Raw genomic sequence first — 15,226 nt, forward strand, 5'->3', positions numbered from 1 at the left:
GCCCGGAGTGTTCCATGCCAGATTACCGCTCGAAAACATCCACCCACGGCCGCAACATGGCCGGCGCCCGCGCTCTGTGGCGCGCCACGGGGATGAAAGATGACGACTTCAAGAAGCCGATCATCGCGATTGCCAACTCGTTCACCCAGTTCGTACCCGGCCACGTCCACCTCAAGGACCTGGGCCAACTGGTCGCCCGCGAGATCGAACGCGCCGGCGGTGTAGCCAAAGAATTCAACACCATCGCCGTGGACGACGGCATCGCCATGGGCCATGACGGCATGCTGTATTCCCTGCCGAGCCGCGAGATCATCGCCGACTCCGTGGAATACATGGTCAACGCCCACTGCGCCGACGCCATCGTGTGCATCTCCAACTGCGACAAGATCACCCCCGGCATGCTGATGGCCGCCCTGCGCCTGAACATCCCGGTGATCTTCGTCTCCGGCGGCCCGATGGAAGCCGGCAAGACCAAACTCGCCTCCCATGGCCTGGACCTGGTCGACGCCATGGTCATCGCCGCCGATTCCAGCGCTTCTGACGAGAAGGTCGCGGAATACGAGCGCAGCGCCTGCCCTACCTGCGGTTCGTGCTCCGGCATGTTCACCGCCAACTCGATGAACTGCCTGGTGGAAGCCTTGGGCCTGGCCTTGCCGGGCAACGGCTCGACACTGGCCACCCACAGCGACCGCGAGCAACTGTTCCTGCAGGCCGGCCGCACCATCGTCGAGCTGTGCAAGCGTTACTACACCGAGAACGATGAGTCGGTGTTGCCGCGCAACATCGCCAACTTCAAGGCGTTCGAAAACGCCATGACCCTGGACATCGCCATGGGCGGTTCCACCAACACCATCCTGCACTTGCTCGCCGCCGCACAGGAAGCCGAGATCGACTTCGACCTGCGGGACATCGACCGCCTGTCCCGTCACGTGCCGCAACTGTGCAAAGTCGCGCCGAACATCCAGAAGTACCACATGGAAGACGTGCACCGCGCCGGTGGGATCTTCTCGATCCTCGGCTCGCTGGCCCGTGGCGGCCTGTTGCACACCGACCTGCCGACCGTGCACAGCAAATCCATCGCCGAAGGCATCGCCAAGTGGGACATCACCCAGACTGACGACGAAGCCGTGCATACCTTCTTCAAGGCAGGCCCGGCCGGCATCCCGACGCAGACCGCGTTCAGCCAGTCGACCCGCTGGGAAACCCTCGACGACGACCGTGAAAACGGCTGCATCCGCAGCGTCGAGCACGCCTACTCCCAAGAAGGTGGCCTGGCCGTGCTGTACGGCAACATCGCCCTGGATGGCTGCGTGGTGAAAACCGCCGGCGTGGATGAGTCGATTCACGTGTTCGAAGGCCGCGCCAAGATCTACGAAAGCCAGGACAGCTCGGTACGCGGCATCCTCGCTGACGAAGTGAAGGAAGGCGACATCGTCATCATCCGCTACGAAGGCCCGAAAGGCGGCCCGGGCATGCAAGAGATGCTCTACCCGACCTCGTACCTGAAATCCAAGGGCCTGGGCAAAGCCTGCGCCTTGCTGACCGATGGCCGTTTCTCCGGCGGTACCTCGGGCCTGTCCATCGGCCACGCTTCGCCGGAAGCCGCTGCCGGCGGCGCCATTGGCCTGGTGCAGGATGGCGACAAGGTACTGATCGACATTCCGAACCGCTCGATCAACCTGTTGATCAGCGATGAAGAACTGGCGGCACGCCGGGTCGAGCAGGACAAGAAAGGCTGGAAGCCGGTAGAGAAGCGTCCGCGCAAAGTCACTACCGCGTTGAAGGCTTACGCCCTGCTGGCCACCAGTGCCGACAAGGGTGCAGTACGCAACAAGGCGATGCTCGACGGCCTGTAAGCCTCGCCCATAAAAATGCCCCGCCAGGTGCGGGGCATTTTTTTGCCTGCTCGAATCAGAATTGCGGCGTGTAGGTCATGGTGAACATCACGTTACGCGGGTCGCCATAGTAATTGCTGCCCCAGTTCGCGTTGTACGCGGGGATGTAGTACTTCTTGTCGAACATGTTGTTCAGGTTCGCCGCGACGGTGAACTCCTGGTTGACCTTGTAGGCCACCCGCGAATCCCACAGCGCGTTGCCCGGCACACTGAACGTGCGGTCATAGGCGACGGTGCTGCTTTGCGCGGTGACGCCGGCGCCGACGCTGACTTTCTCCCAATCGCCCGGCAACTGGTAGTCACCCCACACCTTGAGCAGGTGTTTAGGAGTCCAGGTGCTGAAGATCTTGCCTTCGTAGGTGTCGTCCTTGAGGAACTTGGTGGTGTTGTAGGTGTAGCTGGAGACCAGTTGCAGGCCAGGCAACACCTCACCGCTCAAGGTGGCTTCAAAGCCCTGGCTGCGGACCTTGCCGGAAGCGAGCGAGCAGTACCAGCCGCCACAGACTTTGCCGCCTTGCAGGTCTTGAGCCGCACGGTTTTCCTGGTCATAGTGGAAGATAGCGAACGACGTATTGAGCCGGCCGTCAGCCAGTTCGCCCTTCAGACCCAGTTCGTAGTTCTGGCCCTCAATGGGCTTGAGCACGGTCAATGAGGTGGTCAGGTTGGTTTGTGGCTCAAAGGCGTCGGTATAGCTGGCGTAGGCCGACCATTGCTCGTTGAGCGCATAGACCAGGCCGGCGTAGGGAGTGACGTGGCCATTGCTTTGCGTGGTGCTCTGGGTCGGGTCGCCATAGACACCCTGGAAACCGCTCTCGTCCTTGTAGGAATAGTCATACCAACTGGTGCGCGCACCGAGGATCAACGTCAGCGGGTCCAATAGCTGGACGCGCCAGGTGCCATAAATCCCCTTCTGGCGAATGTCATACCAGCTCTTCGTCGCATTCCCTGCCTGGAACAACTGGTTCCTGTCGCGCTGCGGACGGTTGTGGTCGATGTTGAAGATATCCGCACCCGGCGTTGCCGCGCGCGCCCAGAAATCATCCGTGGTGAGTTTGGAATAGTTGGCGCCCAGTACCATCTCCTGCCGCAAACCAAAGCCTTCGAACTTGCCGTCGACATACACGTCCACACCGCGACTCTTGGTGTTGAAGTCGGTGACCCAGTCCACGTAACGCACGGTGCCGCTGTCACCGGGGTTGGGGATGGTGTCCCATGTCGCTTGGTAAGTCGCGTCGTTGTGTTCATCCATGGCCACCAGGGCGGCCTTCATTTTCCAGTCATCGTTGAAGCGATGCTCGATATCGGCAAACACCTGGGTCTGGTTATTGACGTTGCGGTTCCAGCTGGCCCCCACAAACGTCGAACGTGGCAGACCGATGTCGCTGCCGTTGGCATAACGCGGCAGCGACATGAAGTTCGGGCGGGCGTGGCCTTTCTGGTTGCTGATGCCTACGCCGACGGTGGTGTCGGGGGTGAAGTCATAGTCGACGGCGGCATACACCGTCTGGTTCCAGCTGCCCGCGTAGTCGACGAAGGAGTTGGTGGTGTCGTAATCCGCCACAAACCGGCCGCGCAAGGTGCCCTCCGAGTTCAGCGGGCCGCCGGCATCAACCTGGGTGCCGTAGTGGTCCCAGGAGCCGGCCTTGGCGGTGATGGTGACTGTCGGCGCCTGCTGGCCGCGCTTGCGCACCAGGTTCATGGTGCCGCCGGGGCTGTTGGCGCCCTGTAGCAAGGCAGCCGGGCCGCGCAGGGTCTCTACCCGGTCATAGATCGCCATGTTCTCGGTGAGGTAGCTGCCCAGCGCGTAGGTGTTACGCGGGATACCCACACCATCGTATTGCAGGGTGCCCACCTCGAAGCCACGGGAAAAGATGAACATGCCGGGGCCGGGGGATTTGGTCGCCGTCAGGCCCGGCGTGCGCTTGACCACCTCGGAGAGTTTGGTGGTGTTCTGGTCATCCATCTGCTTGCGGGTCATGACGCTGACCGATTGCGGGATGTCCTTGAGCTTCTGCTCGCCCTTGCCGATGGTCACCGCGCCGGTGGTGTAGGAGCCGGTGCCTTCGGTTGTAGCGCCAAGGTGCTCGGCGCTGATGGTGGTGGCACCCACTTCAAGGGCTGTGCCTGATGACACACGCTTTTCCAGGGTCACGGTATCTGCGTTGATAAATGCCGCACTCAACCCCGTCCCCGCAAGCAACCTCGCCAGGGCGTCCCGCTGCCCCAGGTTGCCACTCACTCCCGGCGACAGCACCCCCTGCGTCAACTCACTGGGCACCAGCACTTGAAGCCGCGTCACCGCCGAAAACGCCGCCAACGCGCCGTCCAGGCTTTGCTCCTGGATATCGAAGCGGTAGGTCTGGGCCTGCGTCGTCTCAGCAGCCTGCAAATACAACGGCGCAGTGCCGCACGCCAAGGAAATGGCCAGCGCCAGCAAGGGCCGTGCGGCAAATCGGTGTGCCATGGATGATGCTCCCCGGTGCAAAAGTCAGTGAACGGGCGCGGCACTACTTGAGAGTGCTTACTATTTACGCCTCAGTGATCAAGGACGATGGCTTGGGGAGAAACCCTGAAAGTTTTTTGAAAAAGATTCGTCTAGGACGCTTTGCCTTCGCGCAACACCAGCAAATACGGGGTGTAATGCTCGGCACGCAGGTTAAGGGTGTATTCCAGCGCCTTGATGACGGCATCGGGCTTGTCGATCTCGAACACGCCAGACACCACGCGGTTGCGCAACGTATCGCCGAGCACCAGCGTCTTGCCGGGCCAGTAGCGATTTAATTCGGCAACCACATCGGACAGCGGTTGCTGGCGAAACACCAGTTGCCGCTGGCGCCAGGCAAAACCACTGGCAGGGTCGAACGCGTGGACCGCCGTCAGGCGTTGGTCCTGATACTCCACCGCACGACCCGGCTCCAGATACACCGGCTCACCCAGGCCGGAGCTGACCTGCACCTTGCCCTGGGCGACTTGCACCTGGGTCTGTGCATCGCGGCGGGCGACGCTGAATTGCGTGCCCACCACCTTCACCCAGCCATCGCCGGACTGCACCACGAAAGGCCGCGATGGATCCTTGGTCACGCTGAAAAACCCTTCGCCCCGCAGCAGGCGAACCTGGCGTTCACCGGCACTCATGCGGATCTGCACCGCGCTGTCAGTGTTGAGTTGCAGTTGCGAGCCATCCGCCAGTTCGACCGTGCGCGATTCACCGGTGCCGGTGGCGTAGTCGGCCCGCAGGCGATCCAGCCATGGCGTGTTTTGCAGCGTCAGCCCGACCGCCAAAAGCATCGCGGCAGCATACGCCCAACGCCGTGCCGGCTTGCGCCAAGCCGCTTGCTCGGCCCGGCGAATCACCCGGGCCGGTTCGCGCAGGCCGCCCAGCATCGCCTGGACTTCCTGCCACGCATCATCCTGGGCGGCGCCCTGCCCCAGCCAGACGGAAAACGCCTCGATTTCGGCCGCCGTGACGTCGTCGGCCTGGAGCCGGAAATACCAGCCGGACGCTTCGGCAAACAACTCGTCGGCAGTGGGTGCGGCGATCATGACCGGCGTCCTTGTTCATCACAGGCCAGCCGCGCCTTGATAAAGGCACGGCATTCGATCAAGGCCCGACGCAATTGGTATTCCACACTGCGCGGGGTGATCGACAAGCGTTCGCCAATCTCGCGGTAGGAAAGTTCGTCGACATGATAGAGCAGGAAGATCTGCCGAGTCGCTTCGGGCAGCGCCAGGATCGCATCCTGCATCAGTTGCTCCTGTTGATAGGCGGCCAATTGCTCGTCGGCACCTGGGTTGCTGCAGGGCAGTTCTTCACTGGGCTCGCCGGCATCCAGGCGCTCGCGGCGAATGGCCTGGCGCTGATGGTCGCGCACCAGGTTGCTGGCGATGGTGAAGAGGAAGGCAGGGAGGTTGTCGATCTTCTCGCCGGAGTCGAGTCGGGCCAGGCGCAGGAACGATTCCTGGGTCAGGTCGGCGGCCACCTGGGCGCTGCCGGTGCGGCGGGTGACGAAGGCTTCGAGGGCCTTCTTCTGCTCCGCAAACAGGCGCGCGATCTGAGAATTCCAGGAGAGCACAGCACTACCTTGAGAAGAACGGGATGTTCAGGAAGTGCGCACGCTAGCAGAAGATGAGATTTGTTCGCAATTGATATCTATTTTTGCTGGGGCTTTGCAGTGCTGCTGATGGCCTCATCGCGGGCAAGCCCGGCTCCCACCTGGACCGAGTTGCCTGAGCGAACTAGGTCCAGGTGGGAGCTGGCTTGCCTGAGATGGCCACGCCTCGGTATTACTGAATCTCGTCCGGCTTGACGATCACCCAGTTCTTATCCGCCGTCACCGGCAACCCTTCCTTGGCCTGGGCCGCCGCGTGCTTGGCCATCATGCCGTTAAGCTGGGTCATGTATTTATCCTTGCGGTTGATCCACAGGTGGATGCCGCCCTTGGCCACGTCCACATCGTGGAACAGCATGTAGCCGTCACTGGTTGGCGTGTCGCCACCAACGATCACCGGTTTTTTCCACTCATCGATATAGGTCAGGATCGCCGCGTGCTTGCCGGCCATCCAGGTGGCCGGGGTCCACAGGTACGGGGTCAGCTCCAGGCCGAGGTTGGCCTTCTCGTCATACTTGCCGGCGGCAATCTGCTTGCGGGCGGTGGTCAGTTCGCCGGTCTTGCGGTCCTTGAGCAGGGTGCTCACACCAATCACGTTCTCGGGTTTGACGTTGTAGCCGTACTTCGGATCGGCCGCGACCATGCGCACCAGTTCCTCGGACGCGGCGGTCATCACGTAGACCTCAATGCCGTTTTCCATCAGCTTGTTGAACAGCTCAGCCTGGCCGGTGAAGACTTTCGGCGGCTGCACTTCCATGTTCTTGACCACATCACCTTCGTAGTAGGTGACCGGCACCGGCTTGCCCGACGCCATCATTTCGTCGACGTAGCCTTTGAGCTCCTTGAGGGTGAAGCCGGAGAAAATCTGCGCCACCCACGGGTAGCAGACCATGTCGTCGACTTCGCAGAGGCGGTAGTAGTAGCTGAACAGGCTTTCCTTGTGGTCGGCGGTGTCTTTGAACGGGATCAGCTTCAGGGAAGGGTCCATGGTGTCGCGGGTGATCAGGCCCTTGTTTTCCAGGTACGGCAGCAACGACTCTTCAAGGTCGTAGCGGTAACTGGTGTTGTCCATGTCGAACACCGCGAAGTTGCCCTTGTTGGCATTGGCGGCAATCATCGTGTCCAGTTGCTTGGCGGCCGCCGCCGGCCAGTGTTTCAACTCGGTGGCGGCAAAGGCCTGGCTCGCAAGGCCCAGGCACAGCGCGGCGGCAAACAGTTTCGGCGCTAGCTTCATGTGCGTTTTCTCCCTGAGTGAAAGACATCGACGCTAACAAATCCCTGTGACAGTTTCCGTCCGAGCGCGACCGCTTTCGTCGTGATCGCGCCAACGCCATACACCTGGGCGCCATTCGCTTATTCCAAAAACGACAGTCACCATTCTATAAAGGTATTAAATCAATAAATATCAAGCTGTTAGGCTTGCCGGTTCGCAATCGCAGGCTCACGCGATTGGCTGCCATCTCAACGGAGCTTCAATGAATCTGCCCCTGATTCTCAACTTACTGGTGTTCGTGGCCCTGTTGCTGGGCCTGGCACAAACCCGTCGTACCCACTGGAGCCTCGCCAAGAAGGTGTTGTTTGCGCTGGTACTCGGCGTGATCTTCGGTGTGGTGCTGCACGCCATTTACGGCGCCGGCAACCCGGTGCTCAAGGCCTCGATCGGCTGGTTCGACCTGGTCGGCAACGGTTACGTGCAGTTGCTGCAAATGATCGTGATCCCGCTGGTGTTCGCCTCGATCCTCAGCGCCGTGGCCCGCCTGCACAACGCCTCGTCCCTGGGCAAGATCAGCTTCCTGACCATCGGCACGCTGCTGTTCACCACGGCGATTGCGGCGCTGATCGGTATCGGCCTGACCAACCTGTTCGGCCTCACCGCCGAAGGCCTGGTGGCCGGCACCCAGGAAATGGCGCGCCTGCAAGTGATCCAGAGTGATTACGCGGGCAAGGTCGCCGACCTGAATATCCCGCAACTGCTGCTGTCGTTCATCCCGCAGAACCCGTTCGCCGACCTGGCACGGGCCAAGCCGACGTCGATTATCAGCGTGGTGATCTTTGCTGCGTTCCTCGGGGTTGCCGCGCTGCAACTGCTCAAGGATGACGTGGAAAAAGGCCAGAAAGTCCTCAACGCCATCGACACCCTGCAAGCCTGGGTGATGCGCCTGGTGCGCCTGGTGATGAAACTCACCCCGTACGGCGTATTGGCACTGATGACCAAGGTGGTCGCCAGCTCCAACCTGCAAGACATCATCAAGCTCGGCAGTTTTGTGGTGGTGTCGTACCTCGCCCTGGGCCTGATGTTTGTGGTGCATGGCGTGCTGCTGTCCCTGGCCGGGATCAACCCGCTGCGGTTCTTCCGCAAGGTGTGGCCGGTGCTGACGTTTGCTTTCACCAGCCGTTCCAGCGCCGCGAGCATCCCGCTGAGCATTGAAGCGCAGACCCGTCGCCTGGGGATTCCGCAGTCCATCGCCGGCTTTGCCGCCTCGTTTGGCGCGACGATTGGCCAGAACGGTTGTGCAGGTCTTTACCCGGCGATGCTGGCGGTGATGGTTGCGCCGACCGTGGGCATCAACCCGCTGGACCCGTTGTGGATCGCAACACTGGTGGCGATTGTGACCTTGAGTTCGGCCGGTGTGGCGGGCGTGGGCGGCGGTGCGACGTTTGCCGCGCTGATCGTGCTGCCGGCGATGGGCTTGCCGGTGTCACTGGTGGCGTTGCTGATTTCGGTTGAGCCGCTGATCGACATGGGCCGTACGGCGTTGAACGTGAACGGTTCGATGACGGCGGGGGCGATTACCAGCCAGATCATGCAGCAGACGGATAAAGAGCTGCTCAATACCGATGAGCATGCGGAACTGGCGCAGGCTTAACGGCCGAACTTTGTGGCGAGGGAGCTTGCTCCCGCTGGGCTGCGCAGCAGCCCCAAAGCAGGCGACCGAGTTTTCTGAGAGATTGAGGGATCAGCTTTTAGGGCCGCTTCGCAGCCCAGCGGGAGCAAGCTCCCTCGCCACAGCAAGCTCCCTCGCCACATGAGTTTTTAGGCTTTTTCCCAGACTTCGAAGTTGTACGCCGGCTTGTCACCCTCAGCCGCATTCTCGACATTCGACACCAGCTTCCACTGGTTCAAATCAAACTCGGGAAACCACGCATCCCCTTCCGGGCTCAATGCCACGCGCGTCAAATACAGGCGATCCGCTTGTTCCAGCCCCTGGGCATACAACTGCGCTCCGCCGATCAGCATCAGCTCATCCACGCCCTGGGCCTTGGCCCATTCCTCCGCCCGCTCCACGGCCGCGTCCAGTGACGGAAAAACTTCCGCACCTTCCAGCGCCAGGTCGGTCTGACGGCTGACCACAATGTTCAAGCGGCCCGGCAACGGTCGACCCAGGGAATCCCAGGTCTTGCGCCCCATGATGATCGGCTTGCCCAAGGTGGTGGCCTTGAAATATTTGAAATCCCCCGGCAAATGCCAGGGCATGCTGTTGTCGACGCCGATCACACGGTTTTCACCGAGGGCTGCGATCAGGCTTAAAGGGAGAGTTTTTTTCATGGCGACGAGAATACCAGAGCCGCGCGCGGCATACCCCAACCGGCGTTCCAGCGGTTATGCTCCAGACTCACTGGCTCAACAGGACGACGCGTGACTGCTCTGAATCCCCTGCAAACACTCTGGCTGACCGAAACCGTGCGCCTGCGGGAGGAACACGCGGGCGCCCTGGAAGACCAGGAAGCCAATCGCCTGGCCCGCAGCACCGGCGGTGACTTGCCCACGCGCATCCAGAACCGTGCGCTGTGGCTGGCCGAACGCGATGGCCTGACCGCCGCCCTGACCCGCTGGCTGCAAGGTGCGCGCCTGGCGCTGATCCTGCTGGCGGCGGTCGCTATTATCAGCGGCGCCGGCCTGGCGTTTGCCGCGCTGGGCAATGGCCTGGTGCCGGTGAATGTGTTCTGGGCCCTGGGCAGCCTGCTGGGCTTGAACCTGATCCTGTTGTTGAGCTGGGCCCTGGGCCTGCTGTTTGCCGGTGAACACGGCGCCAGCCTTGGGCGCCTGTGGTTATGGCTCAGCGAAAAACTCGCTCGCGACGCCAAGGCCGCGCAACTGGCGCCCGCCCTGCTGCTGTTGCTGCAACGGCGCAAACTCAATCGCTGGGCCGTCGGCGTGCTGGTCAACAGCCTGTGGCTGCTGGCGTTGCTCAGCGCCATGGTGATCCTGCTGACGCTGTTGGCCACCCGGCGCTACGGCTTTGTGTGGGAAACCACTATTTTGCGGGCCGACACCTTTGTCGCCGTGACCCAAACCCTTGGCGCCCTGCCGGCGTTGCTGGGCTTCAGCGTGCCCACCGTCGAGATGATCCGCGCCAGCGGCGATGCCGCCCTGAATATCGAAAGTGCCCGCCAGGCCTGGGCCGCCTGGCTGGTGGGCGTGCTGCTGGTGTACGGCATCCTGCCGCGGCTGATCCTCGCGCTGCTGTGCCTGTGGCGCTGGAAACGCGGGCGCGCCGCCTTGAGCCTCGACCTCAACCTGCCCGGCTACAGCCAACTGCGCGAACGGCTGATGCCCAGCAGCGAACGGCTTGGGGTCAACGATGCAGCGCCCGACCAATTGCATCACGTGACCGGCGGCGTCAGTGAACTGCAAAGTGACGGCGCCCTGCTGGTGGCTATCGAGCTGGACGAACAGCGCCCGTGGCCGCCGAAGCTCCCGACCAGCGTCAAGGACGCCGGCATCCTCGACAGCCGCGAATCGCGTAACAAGCTGCTGGAACAGCTCACCCGTTTCCCGCCCGCGCGCCTGGCCATCGCCTGCGACCCACGGCGCTCGCCGGATCGCGGCAGCCTCGCGCTGATCGCCGAACTGGCCCGCAGCGCCACAGCCACCCGGGTCTGGCTGCTGCAAGCGCCGGCGGGCCAGGCCCTGGACGCAGAACGCCTGGGTGATTGGCATGCGGCCTTGCAACAACTGGAGATTCCGTTCGCCGATTGCGCGCCGCTCACTTGGCTGGAGACCGGTCATGACTAAGCCCCTGAAACTCGCGGTGGTCGGCCACACCAACGTCGGCAAGACCTCACTGTTGCGCACCCTCACGCGAGACGTCGGTTTTGGTGAAGTGTCCCATCGGCCCAGCACCACCCGGCACGTCGAGGGCGCACGCCTGTCGGTAGACGGCGAAGCCTTGCTGGAGCTGTACGACACCCCCGGCCTGGAAGATGCCATCGCCCTGCTCGACTACCTCGAACGCCTGGACCGCCCCGGCGAACGCCTCGACGGCCCGGCTCGGCTGGCGCGTTTTCTGGAAGGCAGCGAGGCCCGCCAGCGTTTCGAACAGGAAGCCAAGGTGCTGCGCCAACTGCTGGCCTCGGATGCTGGCCTCTACGTAATCGACGCCCGTGAACCGGTGCTGGCCAAATATCGCGACGAGCTGCAAGTACTGGCCAGCTGCGGCAAACCGCTGCTGCCGGTGCTCAATTTTGTCAGCAGCGCCGACCACCGTGAGCCGGACTGGCGCGAAGCCCTGGCCCGTTTGGGCCTGCACGCGCTGGTGCGTTTCGACAGCGTGGCGCCGCCGGAAGACGGCGAGCGCCGCCTGTATGAAAGCCTCGCCCTGCTGCTGGAAAATTCCCGTGGGCAACTGGAGCGGTTGATCCTCGACCAGGAAGCCCAACGCCAGGCACGCCAGCAAAGCGCGGCGCGGCTGATTGCCGAACTGCTGATCGACTGCGCCGCCTGCCGCCGCAGCGTGGTCAGCGAAGCTGAAGTGGAGCAACAAGCCATCAGCGAACTGCGCAAAGCCGTGCGCCAGCGCGAACAAAAGTGTGTGGAGGCCCTGCTCAAACTGTTCGGCTTCCGCCCCCAAGACGCCGCCGCCAGCGACTTGCCGCTGCTGGACGGCCGTTGGGGCGATGACCTGTTCAACCCCGAAACCCTCAAGCAACTGGGCGTGCGGGTCGGCGGCGGCATCGCAGCCGGCGCGGCAGCCGGTGCGGGTGTGGATCTACTGGTGGGCGGCCTGACTCTCGGCGCCGCCGCCCTCGCCGGTGCCATCGCCGGTGGCGCCCTGCAAACCGCCCGCAGTTACGGCAGCCGCCTGTTGGGCAAGATCAAGGGCCAGCGCGAGCTGACCGTCGACGACAGCGTGCTGCGCCTGCTGGCCCTGCGCCAGCGGCAACTGCTCAAGGCCCTGAACCTGCGCGGGCATGCGGCGATCCACAGCATCAAGGTCGACACGCCCCAGGACAAGACCTGGCGCGAAGGCAAGCTGCCGGAAGCCCTGAACAGGGCCCGCGCCCACCCGCAATGGTCGTCCCTCAACCCGCATCCGAAACTGAGCCAGGCCGAGCGCCAGGAACAGATCGAAGCCCTGGCCCAGCGCCTCGACGAGACCTAAGCCGCCAACAGGTGCCGGGCCTTGGACTTCAGCACCTCAAGGTCCAGCACCGGCACGTGCATTTCCTTGGCCTGTTCATCCCAATGGCGCATGCGTAGACTCACGGCGCACAAAGGGTCCTGCTCGAACGCATGGGCTTCTTCGGCCGTCATCACGCCGCCCTGGTAACCCAGGGTGCGGCGACTGGCTTCGCTCAGGCGCGCGTAGTAATCCGGCTGGCTGAAGGTCAGGTAACGCTTGGCCTGCACGTGATATTCCACCAGCTTGGCCATGCGCTCGCTGAAACCTGCCCGGCGCAGATAATCAGCTCCCAGCCGTTCATGACTGACCACGCCATAACCGCCCATGTTCTCGCCGCCTTGACCGCAGATGTGCCCGATATCGTGGAAGAACGCCGCCAGCACCACTTCATCATCGAAGCCTTCGGCCATGGCCAACTGCGCAGCCTGGGACATGTGCTCGATCTGCGAGACCGGCTCACCGATGTAATCGGCGGTGCCGTGCTGTTCGTATAAGCCAAAGACTTCGGCGATTGCCTGCTCAGCGTTCATCACGCATTCCCCCATAGCTCGGTGATATTGCGCTCGGCCATCGCCGGCCCGACGCTCATGCCCACACCGGTGTGCATCAACGCCGCACTCACCCCCGGTGCCGCCCGCAGGAACGAGAACGGCGCCGGCCCACGGGAACCATAGACGCCCTGCCAACGTTCCACGACCTGGATCTTGCAGCCCAGGGTGTGCTCCGCCAGCTCGATCATCCAGTTGTCCACCTGTTCGGCGTTGAACGGTGATGGATCGCTGCCGTAATGATGGGAATCCCCGATGATCAGTTCACCGTACGGTGTCGGACTGATCAGCAGGTGGATGCCGTTTTCATGCAGGTGCGGCACCTCACGCAGGATTTCAGCCTGCACCGGCGCCGCTTCCGGCAGATCCGCAAAAGCGCCGTAGTGCACGCAGCTGAGACCGGTCAGCAAGGCATGTTGCAGGTTCAAATCCACAGCAGGCCGGGCGCGCAGCATTTGCAGGCGGCAGATTTGCGGGTTGAGTTCGGCGATCTGCTCGGCCAGCAGCGTCTGGTAGTCGTGGCCGGAGCAGACAATGATCTGCTCGCCGCGAAAGGAGCCGGCGCTGGTGTGCACCTGGCCGGGCTCGATGTCGCGTACGAGGGTGGAGAAATGAAACTCCACGTTGAGTTCGCGGCCGAGGTAGTTGATCAGCGCCGGGATGGCTTCCCGGGAATACAGTTGTTGATCGTCCAGGCCATGGAGCGCAGCGCGGTGATGGGCGAACTGGCCGCCGTACAGGTCTTGCAGCGCTGCACCCTGGAGCAGTTCGACGCGATAGCCGTGCTCCTGGGCGCGCCCGGCGCAGAAGGCTTCAAGCAGGTGCTCTTCGGCTTCGGTGCGGGCGAACAGGTAGGAGCCATTGCGCTTGAGCTGGATGCCGGCGAGTTGCGCCCACTGGCCCCAGATATCGTGGCTTTCACGGGCCAGGTCGAGCATCGGCCCGGGCGGCTGGCCGGTGACCAGGGCCTGGCCAAAGTTGCGCACGGAGGCGCCCAGCGGTGTGGCGCTGCGTTCGAAGACCTTGACCTTGAGGCCGCGCTTGGCGGCCGCGTAGGCGTGGGACAGGCCGAGGATGCCGGCGCCGATGATCAGCAGTTGTGTCATGAAGTGATGTCCTGAATTCGAGACCGCTATCGCAGGCAAGCCAGCTCCCACATTGGAAGGTATTCACAATCCAAAATGTGGGAGCCGGGCCTGCCCGCGATGAGGCCATCAGCCCAAACGAAATGCCTACTGGCCGGCCACCTTTTCCGACTTACCGTCATAGCGCTTGCGCCACTCGGTCAGTATGTTGTCGCGGTTTTTCGAGGCCCAGGCGAAGTCGTTCTTGATCAACCGCTGCTCGTAATCCGCCGGCAATTCGGTCTGCGGCTTGGCAATCCCCGGCTGGGCCAGGACCGCGAAGTTTTCCTTGTACAACTCCATCGCCGCCGGGCTTGCGGAGAAGTCGGCGAGTTTCTGTGCCGCGTCCGCATGGGCGGTGCCTTTGATCACGGCGGTAGCCTCGATGTCCCAACCCAGGCCTTCTTTCGGCAGGATGATGTCCAGCGGTGCACCCTGGCGCTTCAGTTGAACGGCCGGGTATTCGAAGGAAATGCCGATCGGGAATTCACCCGATGCCGCCAGCTTGCACGGCTTGGAACCGGAGTGAACGTACTGGCCGATGTTCTGGTGCAAGTCGTCCATGTACTGCCAGCCCTGCTTTTCGCCGAAGGTCTGCAACCAGGCGCTCACATCCAGGAAACCGGTGCCGGACGAGGCCGGGTTAGGCATGACGATCTTGCCCTTGTACTCAGGCTTGGTCAGGTCCTGCCAGCTAACCGGCTTGCTCAGGCCCTGCTTTTCAGCTTCGACGGTGTTGAAGCAGATGGTTGCGGCCCACACGTCCATGCCGACCCAGGCCGGCGGGTTGGCGGCGTCGCGGTAGTTCGCGCCGATCTTGCCCAAGTCGGCCGGAGCGTAGTTTTGCAGCATGCCTTGCTGGTCGAGAATCGCCAGGCTGGAAGCCGCCAGGCCCCACACTACATCAGCCTGCGGGCGAGCTTTTTCGGCCAGCAGCTTGGCAGTGATGATGCCGGTAGAGTCGCGCACCCATTTGATCTCGATGTCCGGGTTAACCTTTTCGAAGGCCTGTTTGTAGGTCTTCAATTGCTCGGCTTCGAGGGCCGTGTACACGGTCAACTCGGTCTTGGCGGCAAAGGCATTCAGGCTGAACGCAGTGAGCACAGCAGCGGCTAACGCCAGGGGCTTGAACATGGTGCAGTTCCT

The 15,226-nt window shown here is 62.7% G+C and carries 12 protein-coding genes; 4 read left to right on the forward strand and 8 right to left on the reverse strand.

The window, feature by feature from the left end:
* Window positions 1–14 precede the first annotated feature (14 nt).
* Window positions 15–1,856 (forward strand): dihydroxy-acid dehydratase, encoded by a 1,842-nt coding sequence (gene ilvD / locus V3W39_RS08225; RefSeq protein ID WP_122716573.1) that lies wholly within the window; start codon window positions 15–17, stop codon window positions 1,854–1,856.
* Window positions 1,857–1,911: 55 nt separating this feature from the next.
* Here the strand turns inward: ilvD and V3W39_RS08230 are convergent, their stop codons facing one another.
* The 4 genes from V3W39_RS08230 to V3W39_RS08245 form a co-directional block, all read right to left on the reverse strand.
* Complete coding sequence (locus V3W39_RS08230) at window positions 1,912–4,359, reverse strand: TonB-dependent siderophore receptor (RefSeq protein ID WP_330212488.1); 2,448 nt, start codon at window positions 4,357–4,359, stop codon at window positions 1,912–1,914.
* 131 nt (window positions 4,360–4,490) lie between these two features.
* Complete coding sequence (locus V3W39_RS08235) at window positions 4,491–5,438, reverse strand: FecR family protein (RefSeq protein WP_330212489.1); 948 nt, start codon at window positions 5,436–5,438, stop codon at window positions 4,491–4,493.
* Window positions 5,435–5,968: an RNA polymerase sigma factor gene (locus tag V3W39_RS08240; protein ID WP_177079232.1), complete on the reverse strand. Its 534-nt coding sequence runs from the start codon at window positions 5,966–5,968 to the stop codon at window positions 5,435–5,437. The genes V3W39_RS08235 and V3W39_RS08240 overlap by 4 nt, the downstream gene beginning before the upstream one ends.
* A gap of 211 nt (window positions 5,969–6,179) precedes the next feature.
* Window positions 6,180–7,238, reverse strand: coding sequence for a haloacid dehalogenase-like hydrolase (locus V3W39_RS08245; protein WP_256348106.1), 1,059 nt, complete (start codon window positions 7,236–7,238; stop codon window positions 6,180–6,182).
* Window positions 7,239–7,479: 241 nt separating this feature from the next.
* Between V3W39_RS08245 and V3W39_RS08250 the strand changes: the two genes are divergently transcribed.
* Window positions 7,480–8,871: an L-cystine transporter gene (locus V3W39_RS08250; RefSeq protein ID WP_177043848.1), complete on the forward strand. Its 1,392-nt coding sequence runs from the start codon at window positions 7,480–7,482 to the stop codon at window positions 8,869–8,871.
* A gap of 167 nt (window positions 8,872–9,038) precedes the next feature.
* Here V3W39_RS08250 and V3W39_RS08255 read toward each other — a convergent pair whose 3' ends face one another.
* Window positions 9,039–9,551: a dihydrofolate reductase gene (locus V3W39_RS08255; RefSeq protein WP_259195550.1), complete on the reverse strand. Its 513-nt coding sequence runs from the start codon at window positions 9,549–9,551 to the stop codon at window positions 9,039–9,041.
* A gap of 90 nt (window positions 9,552–9,641) precedes the next feature.
* On the opposite strand from V3W39_RS08255, the gene V3W39_RS08260 reads away from it, so the two are divergent.
* On the forward strand, window positions 9,642–11,021 hold the full coding sequence (locus V3W39_RS08260; RefSeq protein ID WP_330212490.1) for a DUF2868 domain-containing protein: 1,380 nt from the start codon (window positions 9,642–9,644) through the stop codon (window positions 11,019–11,021).
* Window positions 11,014–12,387: a DUF3482 domain-containing protein gene (locus V3W39_RS08265; protein WP_177112464.1), complete on the forward strand. Its 1,374-nt coding sequence runs from the start codon at window positions 11,014–11,016 to the stop codon at window positions 12,385–12,387. The genes V3W39_RS08260 and V3W39_RS08265 overlap by 8 nt, the downstream gene beginning before the upstream one ends.
* Here V3W39_RS08265 and V3W39_RS08270 read toward each other — a convergent pair.
* The 3 genes from V3W39_RS08270 to V3W39_RS08280 form a co-directional block, all read right to left on the reverse strand.
* Window positions 12,384–12,938: a phosphonate degradation HD-domain oxygenase gene (locus tag V3W39_RS08270; protein WP_177079228.1), complete on the reverse strand. Its 555-nt coding sequence runs from the start codon at window positions 12,936–12,938 to the stop codon at window positions 12,384–12,386. The two genes, V3W39_RS08265 and V3W39_RS08270, sit on opposite strands and share 4 nt — an antisense overlap.
* Window positions 12,938–14,062 (reverse strand): TIGR03364 family FAD-dependent oxidoreductase, encoded by a 1,125-nt coding sequence (locus tag V3W39_RS08275; RefSeq protein WP_177079227.1) that lies wholly within the window; start codon window positions 14,060–14,062, stop codon window positions 12,938–12,940. The genes V3W39_RS08270 and V3W39_RS08275 overlap by 1 nt, the downstream gene beginning before the upstream one ends.
* Window positions 14,063–14,188: 126 nt before the next feature.
* Window positions 14,189–15,214 carry a putative 2-aminoethylphosphonate ABC transporter substrate-binding protein gene (locus V3W39_RS08280; RefSeq protein ID WP_177079226.1) on the reverse strand — a complete coding sequence of 342 codons (1,026 nt, stop codon included), beginning with the start codon at window positions 15,212–15,214 and terminating at the stop codon, window positions 14,189–14,191.
* Window positions 15,215–15,226: the final 12 nt, after the last annotated feature.

This window comes from Pseudomonas sp. Z18(2022), from assembly GCF_036346535.1.
GTDB lineage: Bacteria > Pseudomonadota > Gammaproteobacteria > Pseudomonadales > Pseudomonadaceae > Aquipseudomonas > Aquipseudomonas yamanorum_A.

Coding starts and splice junctions, on each gene's coding strand:
- ilvD (WP_122716573.1), top strand. CDS start 15: ATGCCAGATTACCGCTCGAAAACATCCACCCACGGCCGCAACATGGCC.
- V3W39_RS08230 (WP_330212488.1), bottom strand. CDS start 4,359: ATGGCACACCGATTTGCCGCACGGCCCTTGCTGGCGCTGGCCATTTCC.
- V3W39_RS08235 (WP_330212489.1), bottom strand. CDS start 5,438: ATGATCGCCGCACCCACTGCCGACGAGTTGTTTGCCGAAGCGTCCGGC.
- V3W39_RS08245 (WP_256348106.1), bottom strand. CDS start 7,238: ATGAAGCTAGCGCCGAAACTGTTTGCCGCCGCGCTGTGCCTGGGCCTT.
- V3W39_RS08250 (WP_177043848.1), top strand. CDS start 7,480: ATGAATCTGCCCCTGATTCTCAACTTACTGGTGTTCGTGGCCCTGTTG.
- V3W39_RS08255 (WP_259195550.1), bottom strand. CDS start 9,551: ATGAAAAAAACTCTCCCTTTAAGCCTGATCGCAGCCCTCGGTGAAAAC.
- V3W39_RS08265 (WP_177112464.1), top strand. CDS start 11,014: ATGACTAAGCCCCTGAAACTCGCGGTGGTCGGCCACACCAACGTCGGC.
- V3W39_RS08270 (WP_177079228.1), bottom strand. CDS start 12,938: ATGAACGCTGAGCAGGCAATCGCCGAAGTCTTTGGCTTATACGAACAG.
- V3W39_RS08275 (WP_177079227.1), bottom strand. CDS start 14,062: ATGACACAACTGCTGATCATCGGCGCCGGCATCCTCGGCCTGTCCCAC.
- V3W39_RS08280 (WP_177079226.1), bottom strand. CDS start 15,214: ATGTTCAAGCCCCTGGCGTTAGCCGCTGCTGTGCTCACTGCGTTCAGC.